We start from the raw sequence: 15744 nt of genomic DNA, 5'->3' as shown, positions 1-15744 counted from the left end.
GGGCCGAGGTTCAGTGACCGAGGAGGTGCCCCAGGCCCTGACCCTGACGCGGTCCCTGCTGGCCCTGCTGGCCCTGCTGGCCCTGCTGACCCTGGCGGGGACCCTGCTGGCCCTGCTGGCCCTGCTGGCCCTGCTGACCCTGCTGACCCTGCTGACCCTGCTGACCCTGACGCGGTCCCTGCTGGCCCTGCTGGCCCTGGCGGGGACCCTGCTGACCCTGCTGGCCCAGGACGGGCCCGCGGTGGTCGCCGTGGCCGCGGTGGTCGTCACGGCCGTGGCCGCGGTCGTCGCCGTGACCCCGGTGGTCGCCGTGGCCGCGGTCGTCCCAGTGCCCACGGTGGTCGTCACGGCCGTGGCCGCGGTCGTCCCCGTGTCCACGGTGGTCGTGGCGGCCGTGACCACGGTCGTCCCAGTGCCCGCGGCGGTCGTCACGGTCCCAGCGCCGGTTCCAGGAGACGCTGTCGACGAAGCGGCCGCGGTCGGTGCGGAGCGTGGCCTCGTCGGAGCGGTTGTCCCACACCTCGTTGCGGCGGTCCTGGTAGACGTCGCGGCTGGTGTCGCGACCGTAGCCGGTGTGGACCCGGACGGTGGCACGGCCGCCCAGGGTGTAGTGGTGGAACGTGTAGCGGTTGCCGTCCTCGTCGGACAGCGTCCAGCCGTTCAGGTTCACTCCGTGGCGACCCGAGTTGGTGATTTCCACCCACTCCGCGTTCAGGGAACGGGCGGAGCGGTCGTCAAAGCCCGGCGCGTCGCTCTGGACCCTGCTGATGGCGACGTGCGTGCGGTCGAAACGCGGCGCGGCGGCCGAGGCCGACACGGAGGCCGAGCCGACCAGAGCGCCGGCCGCGATGGCCGCGGCCGCCACGCGACGAGCAGTGACAGACGTGGAAACGGACATGAAAGCTCCTCAAGGTTCGAGAGCCGGCACACCCCGTGCGGGCGCCCCTTTCGGGGAACCCGCACGGTGCGACCCTGTGCGAGTCCCGGCCCGGTGGCCGAGGACTCATAACTTGCTGCACATCCCCGCCCATGCCGGGCGACACCCGACGGCTGTTACCAATTACGGACATTTCAGTTACAGGCGTCTGTATATGGCCTTTAACTACGGAAAGCTGAAAAGTGATGGACTGACACCTTCAACTCCCTTACGTACACAACATCTAGGGCGTATCGGGTCATGTCGAGCGTCAGCACACGTCACCAGCACGTCACCCGAAAGTGAGTAACACCCCTCCGGTCCGATCCGGGCCCGACCGAGCGCGTCGCCCCGGCGGATCTGCCCCCGGTGCGCTGGAGGGCTGATCCACGCGGGTTCGGCCTTCGCCGCGCCCAGGCGGCGGGACACCGCGGCCTGGAGGACGCTCTCCGTGCTGCTCCACGCGGGTGTCGGCTTCCACAAGTCCTGCTGCGGCGGGCCCGGTTACCGCCCGCGGACGCTGCGCGAGGTCCGTGAGCGGATGGCGTACGCACGGCACACCGGCGAGCCCTTCGCCCGGTCGCTCTCGCGCCCCGAGATTCCCTGACGGGGCGTCGTCTCAGTTCTCCAGACGGACCGGCATCAGCAGGGAGAACGTGTGCTCGTCGTCGGGGCGGCGGATCGCGACGGGGGCGGTGGGGGCGCCGATCTCCAGGGTCAGCTCGTCACGGGCCCCGGCGGTGAGGGCGTGCAGCAGGTACTCGCGGTTGACCGCGACCTGGTTCTGGTCGCTCCACCGGTCGTCGCCGATGGTCACCGTCCCGTCCCCCGTCACCTTCAGCAGGGTGAGGTCGGCGGCCGTCCCGCCCGGCCCGCTCGCGTCGCTCGCGACGACCGGTCCCGTCTCCACCGCTTCCCGGAAGGTCCCCGCGTCGACCGCGGCCCTGTGCCCGTCCGGCGCCTGGACGAGCCGGCGGTAGTCGGGGAAGTCGTGGTCGAGGCAGCGGCCGGCCGTCTGTCCGTCCGAGCTCTCCAGCGTCACACGGTCGCCGTCGACCGCGAGCCGGACCGGCTCCTCGCCGCTCAGCAGGGCTCGCATCGCGTCCACCAGCGGGCTCGGAACGATGACCTGGACACGCGTGTCGGCGTGTCCACTGGTGGACGCCCGCGCGACGGCCATCCGGTACCGGTCCGTCGCAACGACGTCGAGCTTCTCGCCCTCGATGTCGAACAGGACACCGGCGAGCATGGGCAGTTCCGGGTCCCGGCCGGCGGCGAAGCGGACCGCGTCCAGCGCACCGGCGAGTTCCGGCGCCGGGACGCTCAGACGGACGACCTCTGTACGGGGCGACGTCATGGTTTTCTCCCTGCTGTCGAGTAGTGCTCGGAGCGTGGAGAACTCGTCGCGGGCGTCGGACAGACCCGCCTCGAGACGGCACAGATGTTCCTCAAGGAGCCTGCGCACCAGTTCGGTGTCCGCGCCGGCCCAGCCCGCGAGCACCAGCCGGATGTCCGCGAGCGGCATGGCGGCCCGGCGCAGCCGGGCCAGCAGCCGTGCCTCCTCCAGTTGCTCCGGGCCGTACCAGCGGTATCCGCTCACCGGGTCCACCCAGGCGGGCACCAGCACACCGCCGCGGTCGTAGAACCGCAGGGCGCTCACACTCAGTCCGCAGTCCCGGGCCATCTCGCCGATGCTGCGCATCTCGCTCTCCACACCCGGAACCCTGGGCCCTCGACCATGTCGAGGGTCAACCCCGGTCCCGCTCGGGCGACTCGACCCGGCCGGGATCGGATCAGGCCGGGCAGTCGGCCAGACTCCGCGCCGTACCCCAACGGATCATCACATAGCCGGAGCCGTCGCGCTGCGCCACGGCATAGCGGGTGTACGGCCACGCGTCGCCCGCTCTGTCCCGCTGCCGCACCAGGGCCCGGCACGCCTCGCCCGCCGCCATGTCGGCCCAGGCCGCCACCTGCCGCTGGTTCCACGACCCGTACGCCGACCACGTGTACAGGGCCGCGTGGTCCGGGTCGAAGCCCATCTTGAGCTCCGCGTTGCCGAGCACACGATCCGTGCCCAGCTCCGTCCGCATCCCGTTGGTCCGTTCGACGATCCTCCGGGTGGCGCGGTCCGCGACCCTGATCTCGGCACTGTCGGTGCTGGGAATCATGGCCTGGCCCAGGCCCTGTTCGTCCGGCTCCCACGCCGTCCCGACTCCGGCGCGGCTCAGGTTGTCCTCGTCGGCCGACGTGCACCGCGCGTCGGCGAGGAAGTCGTCGTCCCAGGTCACCAGCGGGTCGCGGCCGGGCGTCTCCTTCACCATGACGAAGGTGCGGTACGGCAGCTCGGGGTGCAGACCCACGACGACGTTCCGCAGCGTCCGGCACATCAGAGCGGCGACCTCCGTCTCCGCGTAGAGCGTTCCCGGTTCGTCGGAGGTGAGCCGGTACGAGAGGTAGACCTCCCCGCGCGAGGCGTGGAACCTCACGGTCCTCGGGGCGAGTTCGATGGCGTCGCCGAGTTGCCGACCGAGAGCGGCCTGGTCGCGCAGGACGGCACGGGCCACCTCGTGCTCGCCCTCGCCCCGCGCCGACCGTGCTTCGGCCCAGCTCACCACACTCGCCGGGGGGCCGTCCGTGGACTGCCCGGACTGTTCCGCCGTGCCCGCCTTCGTCTTCGCGTCCGTGTTCAGGACCGTGCCGGACGGCCGCGGGATCGCGGCCGGGGAGGAGGCGGGAGGGGTGGAAGCGGGGGTGGAGGTGACGGGGCCGGAGGAGGCGGGGAGGGAGGAGGCGTTCGAGGTGCCGTGGCGGTCGCCCTCCGGCTTGCCGGGCATCAGGGCCACCACTCCCCCCGCGATGCCCCCGATGACCGCCGCCGCGACGACGAGCATGCCCGCCCACGGCTTGCGCCCTCGCCTGGCCGGCCGCGGCCACGCCGGATCGTCCACGGGGGGCATGTCCCAGACCGCGGTGATCATGTCCTCGGCCCGCGTGAACAACGTGTCGGCCCGCATCGCCTGGATGAGCTGCGCGGCCAGGAGCTCGAAGCACTCCTCGGCGGCGTCGGCGGCCTGGGGACGGTCCCCCGGCTCCTTGGCCAGCGCCCGTCGCACGATCTCGCGCAGGGGCAACGGGACGCCGTCCAGGTCGGGTTCGCCCGACGTCACGCGGAACGCGACCGCGTCGGAGGCACCGGTCCCGAAGGGCGACCTTCCCGTGGCCGCGTACGCCACGAGCGCGCCCCAGGCGAACACGTCGCTCTCGGGCCCCGCGTCTCCCGTGCGGTACTGCTCGGGGCTGATCCAGCCGGGGGTGCCGGTCGTGGCTCCCGGCCGGGTGGCCCGGGTGTCGTCGTCGGCGTGCGCGATGCCGAAGTCCAGGACGCGGGGTCCGGAGGGGGTGAGGATGACGTTCTGAGGTTTCACGTCGCGGTGCACCACGCCGGCCGCGTGGACGGCTGCCAACGCCTGCGCGGTGGCGGCCGCGAAGGCGTACAGGGCGGGTCCGGTGACCCGTCCCTGGGCGAACACCTGCTGGTTCAGTGTCGGCCCGGCGACGTATTCGGTGGCGAGCCAGGGAGTGGCGGCGTCCGCGTCGGCGGAGAGCAGCGGGACCAGGTACGGGCCGGTGACCCGGGAGGACATTTCCACTTCACGCCTGAAACGGGCCCTGAAATGCGGGTCTTGGGCCTGTGAGGGGTGAATCACCTTCACCGCCACGCGCGTTCCGTCGGAGGCTACTCCGGCATGGACGGTGCCCATGCCTCCGGCGCCGAGACGACCGACGATCCGGTACGGACCTATTCGGGAGGGATCGCCGGCCTGAGCCGGCTGGACTCTTCCGGAGGATCCGGCTTCGCTCACTGATGGTTCCTTCGTGCAGGACTGAACGGTTGAGCAGGTGAAGAGGTGACGGACGGTCGGGAGCCGTGCGGTCCCGCGGTCGGGGGCGGTCCCGGGTCCCGGCAGGTTGCCCCGACATGCCTTCCGGGTGACTTCCCGTCCGGATGTTATGCGCTCACCCGCGTCCTGGGTAGAGAAACCCCTGATCAGGCGGCGGGCTCTCGCGCGCCCGGTGACGAGGCGCTTGCGGACCGTGTCGCGGACGTGGCCCACAGCAGACCGGATCCGGTCATCGATCCCTTCAACTGGCTTATTCGGAAGCCTTGTTGTGGGGTTCGTCGGTCTCCGGAGCGTGCCGGGCGCACGGTGGAGCCGTCGGGCGCGAGAGAGCCGGTCACGCGCCGGAGCGGAGGCGTGCCGGACGTGCCCCCGATCCCGTCCCGGCCGACAATGGGCGTACGGCGGGGACGGACCCGGGGAGGCGCCGGGGAAGGAACGTCCATGCCGAAGCGGCCCCTCTCCCCCGGTCGCGTACGGGCCGCGCGGCAGTCCGCGCGCGTCACGGTCGCGTCCGCCGCGGGCTTCTACTGGGCGCTCTACGCACTGGACCGACCGGTCGTCGCCATCTACGCCCTGTTCGCGCCGATCGCGCTCGGCATCCTGTCCCCGGTCCCGGGCAGCGGCCGGGACCGGGCGCGGACCGTCCTGTTCGCGCTGCCGGCGGCCGTGGCGCTGACAGCGCTGGGCACCTCTCTCGCCGTGACGACCGCGTCCGCCGTCGCGGGCATGCTGGTGATCGGCTTCGCCGTCTCCTTCGTCTCCGCGTACGGACCCGCCGCGGCGGGTGTGGTCCCGGGACTGCTGCTCTTCTACGTGCTGGCGTGCTTCCCGCCCTACGCGCCCGACACCCTGCCGCAGCGCCTCGGCGGGCTGTTGACGGGTGTCGCCCTGCTGGTCCTGTGCGAACTGCTGCTCCTGCCCGCCCCGGCCGTTCAGCCCTACCGCGCGCGGATCGCCGCCGCCCTGGATCTCGCGGCCGCTTCGGCGCTCGCGTTCGCCCGGGGGCACCGGCACGCTCCCGAGCGGGCCCGGCGGCTGCGCGCGGAAGGGCTGGGGCTGCGGCTGTCACAGGCGCCGCCGGCCTCGCGTCCGACGGGGGCGGGCCGCACCGACCGCGGACTGGCGCAGGCCGGGGCCGCGACACGGCGGGTACTGGACCAGCTCGCCCGGATGGCCGAGCGCCCGGACTCCGCGACGGCCGCCGATCCGCCCTCCGAGGAGCTGCTGCGCGGTGTCGCGGACGGCTGCGCCGCGACGGCGGGCGCGCTGCGGGGCGCACGCGCCGTGCCGGCGCCCGAGACCCTGGAGGAGATGGTCGCCGGCTTCGTCGCCGACCGCGGACGGCCGTCCGGTACGGGGCTCGACATGGACGCCAAGGCCTCGCACCGGCTGCTGGAGTTCCGCTCCGGCCTGCTGGTGGTGGCGGCATCGGCCCTGACCGCCCAGGCGGCGGTGGCCGTGGCGATCGGCGGGCGCCGTGACGCGGCGGGACTGCCGCCCGAGCAGTTCTGGTACGCGAGGCCGTCCACGGCCCGGCTCCTGGTGCTGCGTCTGACCGGCAACCTCACGCTGCGTTCGGTCCTGTTCCAGAACGCCGTCCGCACCGCCCTGGGCCTCGGCGCGGCCCGGCTGGTGGCCGGGGCACTGGACCTGTCCCACGGCTTCTGGGTGCTGCTGGCCGTGCTGACACTGGGGCGCACGACCGCGGGCGCGACCTGGTCCACGGTGCGCTCGGCGGCGGTCGGCACGCTCGTGGGCGCGCTGGCCGCCGGGGCGCTGATCTACGGGGCCGGCGGCCATGTCGAGGTGTACGCCGCCGTGCTGGTGCCGGCCATGTTCGTGGCGTTCGCGGTGGGACCGATCGCGGGGCCCGCCTGGGCGCAGGGCCTGTTCACCCTGGTCGTGTCGGCCGCCTTCAGCCAGCTCGCCACGGCGGACTGGCGGCTGGCGGAGACGCGGCTGCTCGACGTCCTGGCGGGCTGCACGATCGGCCTGGTGTGCGGCGTGCTCGCCTGGCCCGCCGGAGCCCACGCCGAGGTGCGACGCGGTGTGTCGGACGTACTGCGTTCCACGGGGCCGTTGGTGCGGGCCACCGTGTCCGCGGTGGTCGGGGCACCCGTGCCGTCCGGGGTGCCGGGCGGATCCGGGGAGCCTGGCGGATCCGGGGAGCCTGGCGGATCCGGGGCGCCTGGCGTACCGGGCGGACGAGGGGAGCCCGGCGGACCCGGCGAGCCGCCGCCCCGGCGCCGCGCCGCCGAGGACGCGCTGCGCCTGACCCGGCACCGGCTCCGTATCGCCGAGGGTGCCTACGCGCAGTACCGGACGGAGGGCGGCCGGGATGTCGTCGACAGCGGTCCGGACTGGCATCTGGCGCTCAACTGCGTCTCCCACGCGGTGGTCGGATCGCATTGGCTGCCCCGGCTGGCGTACGGTCCGGCGCCGCCCGAAGCGGTCCGGTGGGCGAGCGAGTCGGCGGGGCGGCTGGCCGCGGCGATGGACAGCGCGGCGGCCTTCCCGTCCGACGGCGTCCGGGCGACGCCGGTACCCCTTCCGCACGAGGTCGCCGCGGCGGCCCCGGCTCCGGTCCTGCCCAAGCTGGTCGACATCGACACCTGGCTGCGGACCCTCGCGGCGGAGCTGACGGCGATCGGCGGGAGCGGTCCGGACGGTCCGCCGCCCGCGGTCGGGGGCGACGGGACACGACCGGCCGACGGCCACGGTGCCACCGCACGCAAGGGAGGGTGACGGGGCCGAACCCTGGGAGAGGGTCCTCGCCGAACCGCCTGAAAGAGGGGGTCCTCAGGGCGTGCGGCCGATGAAGCCAAGCAGGCGCGTCTGGACGTCGGCGTCCTCCGGGACCTCCACCCGCGGCCCGTACTGCCCGCTCTGCCGCAGCACGTCGTCCAGCGGCAGCATGCCGTCGAGCAACCGGGCGCACCTGGCGGGGTCGAGGCGCTCGTCCTGGCCGCTGGCCCGTGCCAGGTCCCAGGTGTGCATGAAGACGTCGGCGGTGTAGAAGCGGTCGACCGCCTGGTCCAGCGGGACCTCCCCGATGTGCGGGTTCGACAGGATCTTGTGCGCCGTGGCCGGGTCGTCGAGCAGTGCCTGCACCCCGTCGCTGTGCACCGTCCACGCCTTCACCGGGTCCTCGTCCACCGAGGGTCCCTTCGGCAGTTCGACCCCGGCGCCCGACTTCAGGAAGGCGGGGAACCACTCGACGAGGTGGCGCACCACGTCGCGGGCGACCCAGCCCTCGACCGGCGCGGGGTGGTCCCAGGCCTCGGGGCTCACCCCGCGCACCCGCTCCGTGAAGCCCTCGGCGATGGTGCGGTGCTCGTCTGCTGCGCTGGTCATGATCTCAAGCCTTCCGTCTCGGTCCGTGATCCGGGGTTTCCGCTCGGGCCGCCGCCGAGCAGTTCGTCGAGGCGCTCGTGCCCCTCGGTCACACCGCGCCGCATACCGCTTCTGATCATCGCGTCGCGGGCGTCGACCGACGCCATGAGCGAGGTGGTGGTGACCCGGGTCCGGCCGCCGAGGTCCTCGAAGAGGGTGGTCTCCAGGCTGACGCCGTCCGGGAAGCCGTCGTAGGCGAAGGTCTGCACGATGCGCTCGTCGGGGCGCACCTCGTGGAACACCCCGCGGAAGCCGTACTCGGTGCCGTCGTCCTCGCGGTGCACATAGCGGTACGAGCCACCGGTGCGCGCCTCGTACACGTCGATCCGCATGGTCATCCGGCGCGGGCCGAGCCACCGTACGACGAGATCGGGGTCGGTGTACGCCCTGAACACGCGTTCCGGGGGCGCCTCGAACTCGCGGGTGATGAGGATGGTGGGCAGCGCCGGATCGGCCTCGATCAGGGTCTCGTGCCCGCGGTGGATGGTGCTCACGATGCCGCCTTCTTCCCCGGGGTGGTATCCCCTGGCCGGTCCGCCATCTCATCGAGGACGGCGTCGAGCCTGCGGAAACGGTCCTCCGCCTCACGGCGGTAGCGTTCGATCCATCGCGTCATCAGGTCGAAGACCTCGCCTTCGAGATGGCAGGGCCGGCGCTGGGCGTCCCTGCTGCGGCTGACCAGGCCGGCCTCCTCCAGCACCCTGATGTGCTTGGACACGGCCTGCACCGTCACGTCGTACGGCTCGGCCAGTTCGTTGACGGTGGCGTCCCCCGTGGCCAGCCTGGCCACGATGTCCCGCCGCGTCGGGTCGGCCAGGGCCGAGAACACCCGGGACAGCCGGTCGTCGGGCACCTCTCACTCACCTCGCTTACTCAACCAGTCGGTTGAATAACCGTACGACGGGCCGACGGCTTAGTCAACCAACTGGTTGAGTAAGGCGGGTGAGCCGTGCCGGTCCGCTGCTCACGCCGCCTCCGGCCGCCCTCTCCACCCGGGTGTCAGTCCTTCGGGGGTGCGGGCTCCAGGACCGCGAACTCGGCCGGCCCGACCGCGAGCGTGCCGTCCGTCAGCGGGCGGCAGCGGATTCCGCCACCGGCGCGCAGCGCCCGTCGCGCGCCGGGGCCCAGGGTGGCGTCCATCCAGCCGCAGGGCCTGGCGGCACTGCGCACGGCGAGGACGACGGGCCCGGTGCCGCAGTCCAGGGAGATCGTCGCCCCGACCAGGGAGTCGATGTCCACCCCGCGGAGCAGGACGTTGCGCCGGGTCAGCCGGAGATCCGGCTCGGCAGCCCCTCCCTGTGGGAAGCGCTCGACGGCCATGAGGGTGATCGACGCGTTGCGATGGGCCGGATGGTTGAAGTAACGGTCGCCGACGATCCCCAGTCCGGCGCGCACCCGGGCGGTCGTCACCAGGTCCGCGTCGGGCAGCGGGGGTATTCCGTCGCCCGGACGGCCCTCGAACCGGTGCACGGGCGAGACCAGCAGCTGAAGGATCTCCACACGCCCCGCCTCTCCCACACGCCCCGCCTCTCCCACACGTCCCGTCTCATCGAGCGTAGGGGAGGTCCGCCTGACACGGGGCCGGCCCGCGTGACAGGGTCGGCGGTGATCGAAGACGACAGCGGCAAAGGGGCTTCCGTGGACACGCGAACGTGGGACACGCTGGTCAGCTCGATGAAGAGCACCTACGTCAAGGGAGTGCGTGAGGGTGCGGTGCCCCGGCCGGTCATCATGCCGCTCGTGCGGGGCGAGCTGGTCGGGCTGGTCTGGGTGCGCCCGACCGAGCCCGGCGCCGACGCGCTCACCGGCATCGCGGCGCTGTCGAACATCGCCGCGGCGGCCGGGGCGGACGAGGTCGTCCTGGCCTGGGAGACCCAGGAGGTCGCCACGGCCTGCGAGCTTCCCGTCGTGGGGCCCGCCCCGTGTCTGAACATGGTGCGCGCCACCCCGGACGGGCATGTGCTGCACCAGTTCCCCTACACCGGGGAGTCCTCGTCCCCCGATACCGGGAACACGGACGAGCCGGCGGCCGGACTCGACTGGAGCCAGGCGCCGGCGCCGCGGCCGGACGGCGAACTGCCGCCCCCGGTCAAGGCCGCCGTGGAGTACGCGTTCACTCCGATGGAGCTGGACCACCCCAATCCCTTCGGGGTGACCGTCGTCCTGATGGAGGAGGACGGCTACACCGTGCGCCTGACCGACGTCTTCGACCACTGAACCGGCCGTACGACGCGCCCACCCAGTTCCCGGCCCCCTAGGGCCTGTCAGACAATTCCCGTCTGCCCGGCGACGCCATGCACGCCCTCTCGCCACACCGGCCCCAGACCCGAGTACGTCCAGTACGCAGGCCTGGGGCCGGCGCACCGAGAGCACGCACCTGACGCCGCCGGGCCGCCCTTCGGGCGACGACGCGAATTGTCAGACAGGCCCTAGTCTGATCGGGCGCGGCAAAGCCCCGCGCGCCCTCAGCGGGCGGTCCGTGATCGCAGCACAGGAGGAACCGTGTCCGGTCAGTTCGAGGCGACAACCGAGATCAACCGACCCGTCGAGGAGGTCTTCGCCTACCTCGCCGCCGGCACGAACGACCCGGAGTTCAGCCCGCGGGTGCAGGCGATCACGAAAACTCCGGAGGGCCCGACGGCCGTCGGCACCGTCTTCACCAGCACCGTCAAGGACGCCGGCATGAAGACGGGCCGCAAGTTCCGGATCACGGAGTTCGAGCCGTCGCGCCGGATCCGCTGGGCGGAGATCTCGAAGAACGTCGTCATGGCGGCGGAGGGCGGCTACGACTTCGAGTCCACCGGCCCCGGGACCACGCGCGTGCGGATCTTCAACGTCCTGGAGGGCCACGGCATCGGCAAGCTGCTGGTGGGCTTCGCGCTGAGCGCGGCCCGCAAGGACGCGGACGCCTTCGGCCGGCGGATCAAGGCGGCCGTCGAGGCCTCCTGACCTGGAGTTTCCAGCGGCCGTCGAGGCCTCCTGACCTGGAGTTTCCAGCGGCCGTCGAGGCCTCCTGAACCTGGAGGATCAAGGCGGCCGCCGAGGTTCCCGGCCTGGAGGATCCGGCGGCCGTCGAGGCCCGCTGATCACGGCCGATCCAGGTTCACGACGTCATCGCGGTGGGCGCCCCGGGGGTTCCGGCTCGGGGCGTGACCGCAGTTCGGTGATCACGGACCAGGCGACCGACACCATCGGCACCGCCACCACCGCCCCGGTCACCCCGGCCAGGATGCTCCCCGCGATGACGGAGAGGGCCACGACCACGGGGTGGAGCCGGACCGCCCAGCTCATGACGAGCGGGTGCAGGACGTGCCCCTCGATCTGGCCGATGACGACGATCAGGGCGAGCACGATGATCGCGACGACCGGCCCTTTGCTGGCCAGCGCGACGACCGTGGCCACGCCGAGCGCGACGGGCGAGCCCACCAGGGGGATGAACGCGGCGAAGAACTCCAGGAGCGTGAGGGGCAGCGCCAGCGGGACGCCCAGGAGGGTGAGGGCGATGCCGACGAGTACGGCGTTGGTGGCCGCCACGATGATGATGCCGCGGGTGTAACCGGCGAACGTGCGCCAGGCCGCCCGGCCGCCGCGGTCCCATGTGTCCCGAACGCCCTCCGGCATCAGTTCCTGGAACCAGCGCCAGTACCTGTCCCCGGAACGGATGAAGAAGAGCGAGCAGAACAGCGCGAGCACGAGGCCGGTGACGAACTCCACCGCGCGTCCCGCGCCGCTCAGGGCGCTGCTGATCACCACGGCACGGTGGTCGGAGACGAACGTGGCCACTTTGCCCTGGAGGTTCGAGAGCACCGCGTGACTCAGATGGAAGGGTGAGCCCTCCAGCCATCGTTCGATCCGGCCCAGCCCTCCGGCGAACTCGTGGCCCAGGTCGCCTGACTCGCTCGCCACGACACCGCCGACCAGCGCCATCACGCCGAGCACCAGCAGGATGCTGCCGAGGATGCTGATGATCACCGCCACGGTCCGCGGCAGGCGCCGCGCCAGCAGATCGGCGAGGGGACGCAGGACGGCCGTCACGACGAGCGCGAGGAACAGGGCCACGGCGACCAGTTGCAGCTTGCCCAGCAGGGCGAAGACCGTGTAGCCGACCACGCCGACGACGATCAGCCGCCACGCGTAGGCAGCGGCCACCCGCAGCCCGTGATGCACCAGCGCGCCCTGGTGGTCCCCGCTGCCGTGCCGCCCGTACGCGGCGGCCGTACGGGTCCGCGTGACCGTCCGGGCTCCGTGGGAGGAACGGCTCCCGACGACGGGACGCGCACGGCGCCCGCCGCGGCCCGTGCCGGGCTCGCCCGGCGGCCGGTCAGGACGACGCGATCCGGCGTTCACCTGTGTGCCACCGTCCTCCCGTCGTCGTGCCCGCCCGCCCCGCGCGCCGGCCGCGGACCGCCGCGCGACCTCGGGAAGCGGGCGACCCCCGGTCGTCGATCACGCGGGCGTCCTGGCCAGCGTGGTGTCGCGCCCGACGCCCCGCAACCCGGGAGGCGCACGGTCCTCGGCCGTCGCGTCCCCGGCTCGGGAACTCTCGTCGGCACCTCATCCCTTTAATGTCATTTAAGACATTCACCCCTATATTGGGTCTGTGATCAGGCGGCTGGACCTACTCGAGACCGCTGACGACGGCATCACGGAAAGCGAGGTCTTCCGGCTCGCCCTTCAGCACTCCATCGCGGAGCTGGGCTGCGTCGGCGGGGCCGTCTACCTGCGGGGCCCGATGTCGGCCCTGCGTCTGGTTTCCTCCACCGGACTGCCGTCGTCGGTCACCCGCGCCTGGGAGATCCTCGACCAGGACGGTCCCACGGCAACCGCCCGCGCCGTGCGCTCCGGTGAGCACGTATGGGTGGCCGCGCTCCCCTCCGACCTGGAGGAGCCCACCGCGCCGCTGCTGTCGCGGTCCGGCTGGTTCGCCGTACCCCTGGTCCACGAGGGCCGTGCCGTCGGGGCGATCACCTGTCTCACCGGTGACAACGAGGAGCCCGCGCCCGATCAGCGGGCGTTCCTCGGCGCGGTCGCGGACTGGACGATGAACCGGTTGCAGAAGATGCCGGAGCCGGAGCGCATGAGCACCGACCTCGACACCACTCCGGTCGGCTCGTGGGAGTGGGACGTACGCACCGGCGAGCTGCGGTGGGACCAGGTGGCCATGAAGGTCTACCAGACCCGGCCGGGAGAGTTCGTGCCCGGTGTCGAGACCTGGATGAAGGTGGTCCACCCCGACGACCTCCCGAGCACACTGGCCGCCGCCGAACGCACCATCCGCACGCACGCGCCGTTCGAGGCCGAGTACCGCGTCCGGCGCAGCGACGGGGGATACACGTGGACCCGCGCCTCCGGTCATGTCGTGCTCGACGACGAGGGCCAGGTCGCGCGCATCGTCGGCAAGGGCTGGGCGAGCGACGCGGCACGCTCGACCCGCGACGCGCTCAGCCGTGCCCTGAGGCACATGAGCGACGCCTTCCTGTCCGTGGACGACGACTGGCGGATCACCTTCGCCAATCTGGAGGCGGAACGCATTCTCGGCACGTCCGGCGAGCAGCTCCTCGGCCGGGACCTGTGGGACCTGCCCGCCCTGAGCCATGTGCCGGATCTGGAGGACAGGTGCCGGCGCGGTGCCGCGGAGTCCACGGCGGCCGCCTTCGACATCACGCTGGCCGACACGGGGCGCTGTTACGACCTGCGGATCGTCCCCGTCCCCGGCGGTCTGACGGTGTACTTCACCGATGTCACCGACCGCCGCCGCCGTGAGGCCGAGCAGGCGGCGGCCGTCCGCGCCGCGGCCGAGCGCGCGAGCCGTACGGCGGAACTGACCACGCAGCTCGCGGCGGCGACCACGTCCTCGGACGTGGTCGCCGCCGTCGCGCAGCGGGTCCTGCCGCCGTTCGGCGCCCAGGGCCTGCTCGTTCTCGTCATCGAGGAGCAGAAGCTGGTGCACATCGGGTCCGTCGGCTACCCGGACTCCTTTCTGCGGCGGATGCACGGGGAACACGGCAGGGAAGTGGGTGACGCGGGCCCGGCCTGGGAGGCGATCCTGACCGGCGAGCCCCGCTTCTACTCCTCCCGCGAGGAATGGGGCACGGCCTTCCCCGAAGGCGGGAGCCTGCCGCCGACCGGCATGGAGGCCTGGGCCTTCCTCCCTCTGACGGCGTCCGGCCACACGTTCGGCGTGTGCGTCATCGCCTTCGACACCGCACGGCGCCTGACACCGGAGGACCGCACGCTCCTCATCACCATCAGCGCCCTGGTGGCGCACGCGCTGGAGCGGGCACGGCTCTACGAGGCCGAGCTCACCCGCTCCGAGGAGCTCCAGCAGGCGCTGCTGCCCCGGGGACTGCCCACCGTTCCGGAGGCGACGGCCGCGGCGCGCTATCTGCCGGCCGGGCAGAGCCTGGACGTGGGCGGGGACTGGTACGACCTGATCCCGCTGTCGGCGGGCCAGGTGGCCCTGGTCGTCGGGGACGTGATGGGCCACGGTCTGTCCGAGGCCGCGACCATGGGGCGGCTGCGCACCGCGCTGCACACGCTGGCCGCCCTGGAACTTCCCCCCGACGAGATCATGGGCCATCTGAACGACATCGTGGGCGGCCTCGGCGACCACGCCTACGCGACCTGTCTGTTCGCGCTGTACGACTCCACCGACGGTTCGTGCACCATGGTGCGGGCTGGTCACCCGCCGCCGCTCGTCGTCCGGCCGGACGGAAGCACAGAATTCCCCGAGGTCGCCGCCAACCCTCCCCTGGGCGCCGCGTTCCCCCCGTTCGAGACGACGGAGCTCGAACTGCCCGCCGAGAGCCTCCTGGTCCTGTACACCGACGGGCTCGTGGAGTCGCCGCGGCGGGACATCGACCAGGGCATGGCCCAGCTCGCCGGTTTGCTCCGCGGTGCGGCGGGGTCCGCCGACCCGGAGGAGCTGTGCGACTCCGTGACCGGGGGCCTGCTCCCGGGCGGGCCCACCGCCGACGACGCGGCTCTGCTGATCGCGCGCCTGCACCACGTGGCCGACCGCCAGGTGGCCTCCTGGGCGCTGCCGGAGGGCCCGGAGGCGGCGGGCGAGGCCCGCCGCCATGTACGCGAGCAGCTCGCCCAATGGCACCTGGACGACCTGGTCATGACGACGGAGCTGCTGGCCAGCGAGCTCGTCGGGAACGTCATCCGGCACGCCAGCGGCCCCATCGGCCTGCGTCTGCTGTGCAGCGGGACGCTGGTCTGCGAGGTGTCCGACGCGAGTCTGACGATGCCCCGCATCCGCCGGGCCACGGACACCGACGAGGGGGGCCGCGGGCTCCAGCTCATCAACGCGCTCTGCGAGCGCTGGGGCAGCCGCTACACCCCTGACGGCAAGGCCATCTGGACCGAACAGGCCCTTCCCGGCGGTACGGAGGCGCCCGGCGAGGATCCGGACCAGGACGCCCCGAGCCGGTCTCGACGCCCATAAGAGCCTCCGTGGCGCGGTCGATGCGACCGCGCCACGGAGGCTCTACGAGGCTCTACGGGAAAGCCGCTGATCCGACGTCAGCC

Annotated in this window: 12 protein-coding genes and 1 pseudogene; 5 read left to right on the top strand and 8 right to left on the bottom strand. The window is 72.6% G+C overall.

What is annotated here, in order from left to right; all coding sequences use genetic code 11:
• Window positions 1-10 precede the first annotated feature (10 nt).
• Entirely contained in the window at window positions 11-898 is an 888-nt protein-coding gene (locus tag ACFRIC_RS06890; RefSeq protein ID WP_382780510.1) for a lamin tail domain-containing protein, read from the bottom strand.
• A gap of 370 nt (window positions 899-1268) precedes the next feature.
• On the opposite strand from ACFRIC_RS06890, the pseudogene ACFRIC_RS06885 reads away from it, so the two are divergent.
• Window positions 1269-1523: pseudogene (locus tag ACFRIC_RS06885) on the top strand (deoxyxylulose-5-phosphate synthase); the annotation flags it as partial.
• 12 nt (window positions 1524-1535) lie between these two features.
• Here the strand turns inward: ACFRIC_RS06885 and ACFRIC_RS06880 are convergent.
• Entirely contained in the window at window positions 1536-2618 is a 1083-nt protein-coding gene (locus ACFRIC_RS06880; protein ID WP_382780507.1) for a MerR family transcriptional regulator, read from the bottom strand.
• 91 nt (window positions 2619-2709) lie between these two features.
• Window positions 2710-4779 carry a serine/threonine-protein kinase gene (locus ACFRIC_RS06875; protein WP_382780504.1) on the bottom strand — a complete coding sequence of 690 codons (2070 nt, stop codon included), beginning with the start codon at window positions 4777-4779 and terminating at the stop codon, window positions 2710-2712.
• Between the two features lie 480 nt (window positions 4780-5259).
• On the opposite strand from ACFRIC_RS06875, the gene ACFRIC_RS06870 reads away from it, so the two are divergent.
• Window positions 5260-7563: an FUSC family protein gene (locus ACFRIC_RS06870; protein ID WP_382780501.1), complete on the top strand. Its 2304-nt coding sequence runs from the start codon at window positions 5260-5262 to the stop codon at window positions 7561-7563.
• Window positions 7564-7617: 54 nt separating this feature from the next.
• Here ACFRIC_RS06870 and ACFRIC_RS06865 read toward each other — a convergent pair whose 3' ends face one another.
• The 4 genes from ACFRIC_RS06865 to ACFRIC_RS06850 all read right to left on the bottom strand — a co-directional run bounded on the left by ACFRIC_RS06865 (window position 7618) and on the right by ACFRIC_RS06850 (window position 9711).
• A complete protein-coding gene (locus ACFRIC_RS06865) occupies window positions 7618-8172 on the bottom strand; it encodes a TIGR03086 family metal-binding protein (RefSeq protein WP_382780499.1) in 555 nt (184 codons plus the stop codon).
• On the bottom strand, window positions 8169-8705 hold the full coding sequence (locus ACFRIC_RS06860; RefSeq protein WP_382780495.1) for an SRPBCC family protein: 537 nt from the start codon (window positions 8703-8705) through the stop codon (window positions 8169-8171). Before ACFRIC_RS06860 ends, ACFRIC_RS06865 begins: the two co-directional genes overlap by 4 nt.
• On the bottom strand, window positions 8702-9064 hold the full coding sequence (locus ACFRIC_RS06855; RefSeq protein ID WP_382780491.1) for an ArsR/SmtB family transcription factor: 363 nt from the start codon (window positions 9062-9064) through the stop codon (window positions 8702-8704). Before ACFRIC_RS06855 ends, ACFRIC_RS06860 begins: the two co-directional genes overlap by 4 nt.
• A 146-nt stretch (window positions 9065-9210) precedes the next feature.
• Complete coding sequence (locus tag ACFRIC_RS06850; RefSeq protein WP_382780488.1) at window positions 9211-9711, bottom strand: molybdenum cofactor biosysynthesis protein; 501 nt, start codon at window positions 9709-9711, stop codon at window positions 9211-9213.
• Window positions 9712-9849: 138 nt separating this feature from the next.
• Between ACFRIC_RS06850 and ACFRIC_RS06845 the strand changes: the two genes are divergently transcribed.
• Both ACFRIC_RS06845 and ACFRIC_RS06840 read left to right on the top strand, forming a co-directional pair.
• Window positions 9850-10428: a hypothetical protein gene (locus tag ACFRIC_RS06845; protein WP_382780485.1), complete on the top strand. Its 579-nt coding sequence runs from the start codon at window positions 9850-9852 to the stop codon at window positions 10426-10428.
• 285 nt (window positions 10429-10713) lie between these two features.
• Window positions 10714-11160, top strand: a complete 447-nt coding sequence (locus ACFRIC_RS06840) for an SRPBCC family protein (RefSeq protein WP_382780483.1) — start codon at window positions 10714-10716, stop codon at window positions 11158-11160.
• A gap of 162 nt (window positions 11161-11322) precedes the next feature.
• Here the strand turns inward: ACFRIC_RS06840 and ACFRIC_RS06835 are convergent, their stop codons facing one another.
• Window positions 11323-12558 (bottom strand): AI-2E family transporter, encoded by a 1236-nt coding sequence (locus tag ACFRIC_RS06835; RefSeq protein WP_382780481.1) that lies wholly within the window; start codon window positions 12556-12558, stop codon window positions 11323-11325.
• Window positions 12559-12811: 253 nt separating this feature from the next.
• On the opposite strand from ACFRIC_RS06835, the gene ACFRIC_RS06830 reads away from it, so the two are divergent.
• A complete protein-coding gene (locus tag ACFRIC_RS06830; RefSeq protein ID WP_382780478.1) occupies window positions 12812-15661 on the top strand; it encodes a SpoIIE family protein phosphatase in 2850 nt (949 codons plus the stop codon).
• Window positions 15662-15744: the final 83 nt, after the last annotated feature.

This window comes from Streptomyces sp. NPDC056738, assembly GCF_042790435.1.
Taxonomy (GTDB): Bacteria; Actinomycetota; Actinomycetes; order Streptomycetales; family Streptomycetaceae; genus Streptomyces.
This window is presented reverse-complemented; position numbering and strand designations above follow the sequence as displayed.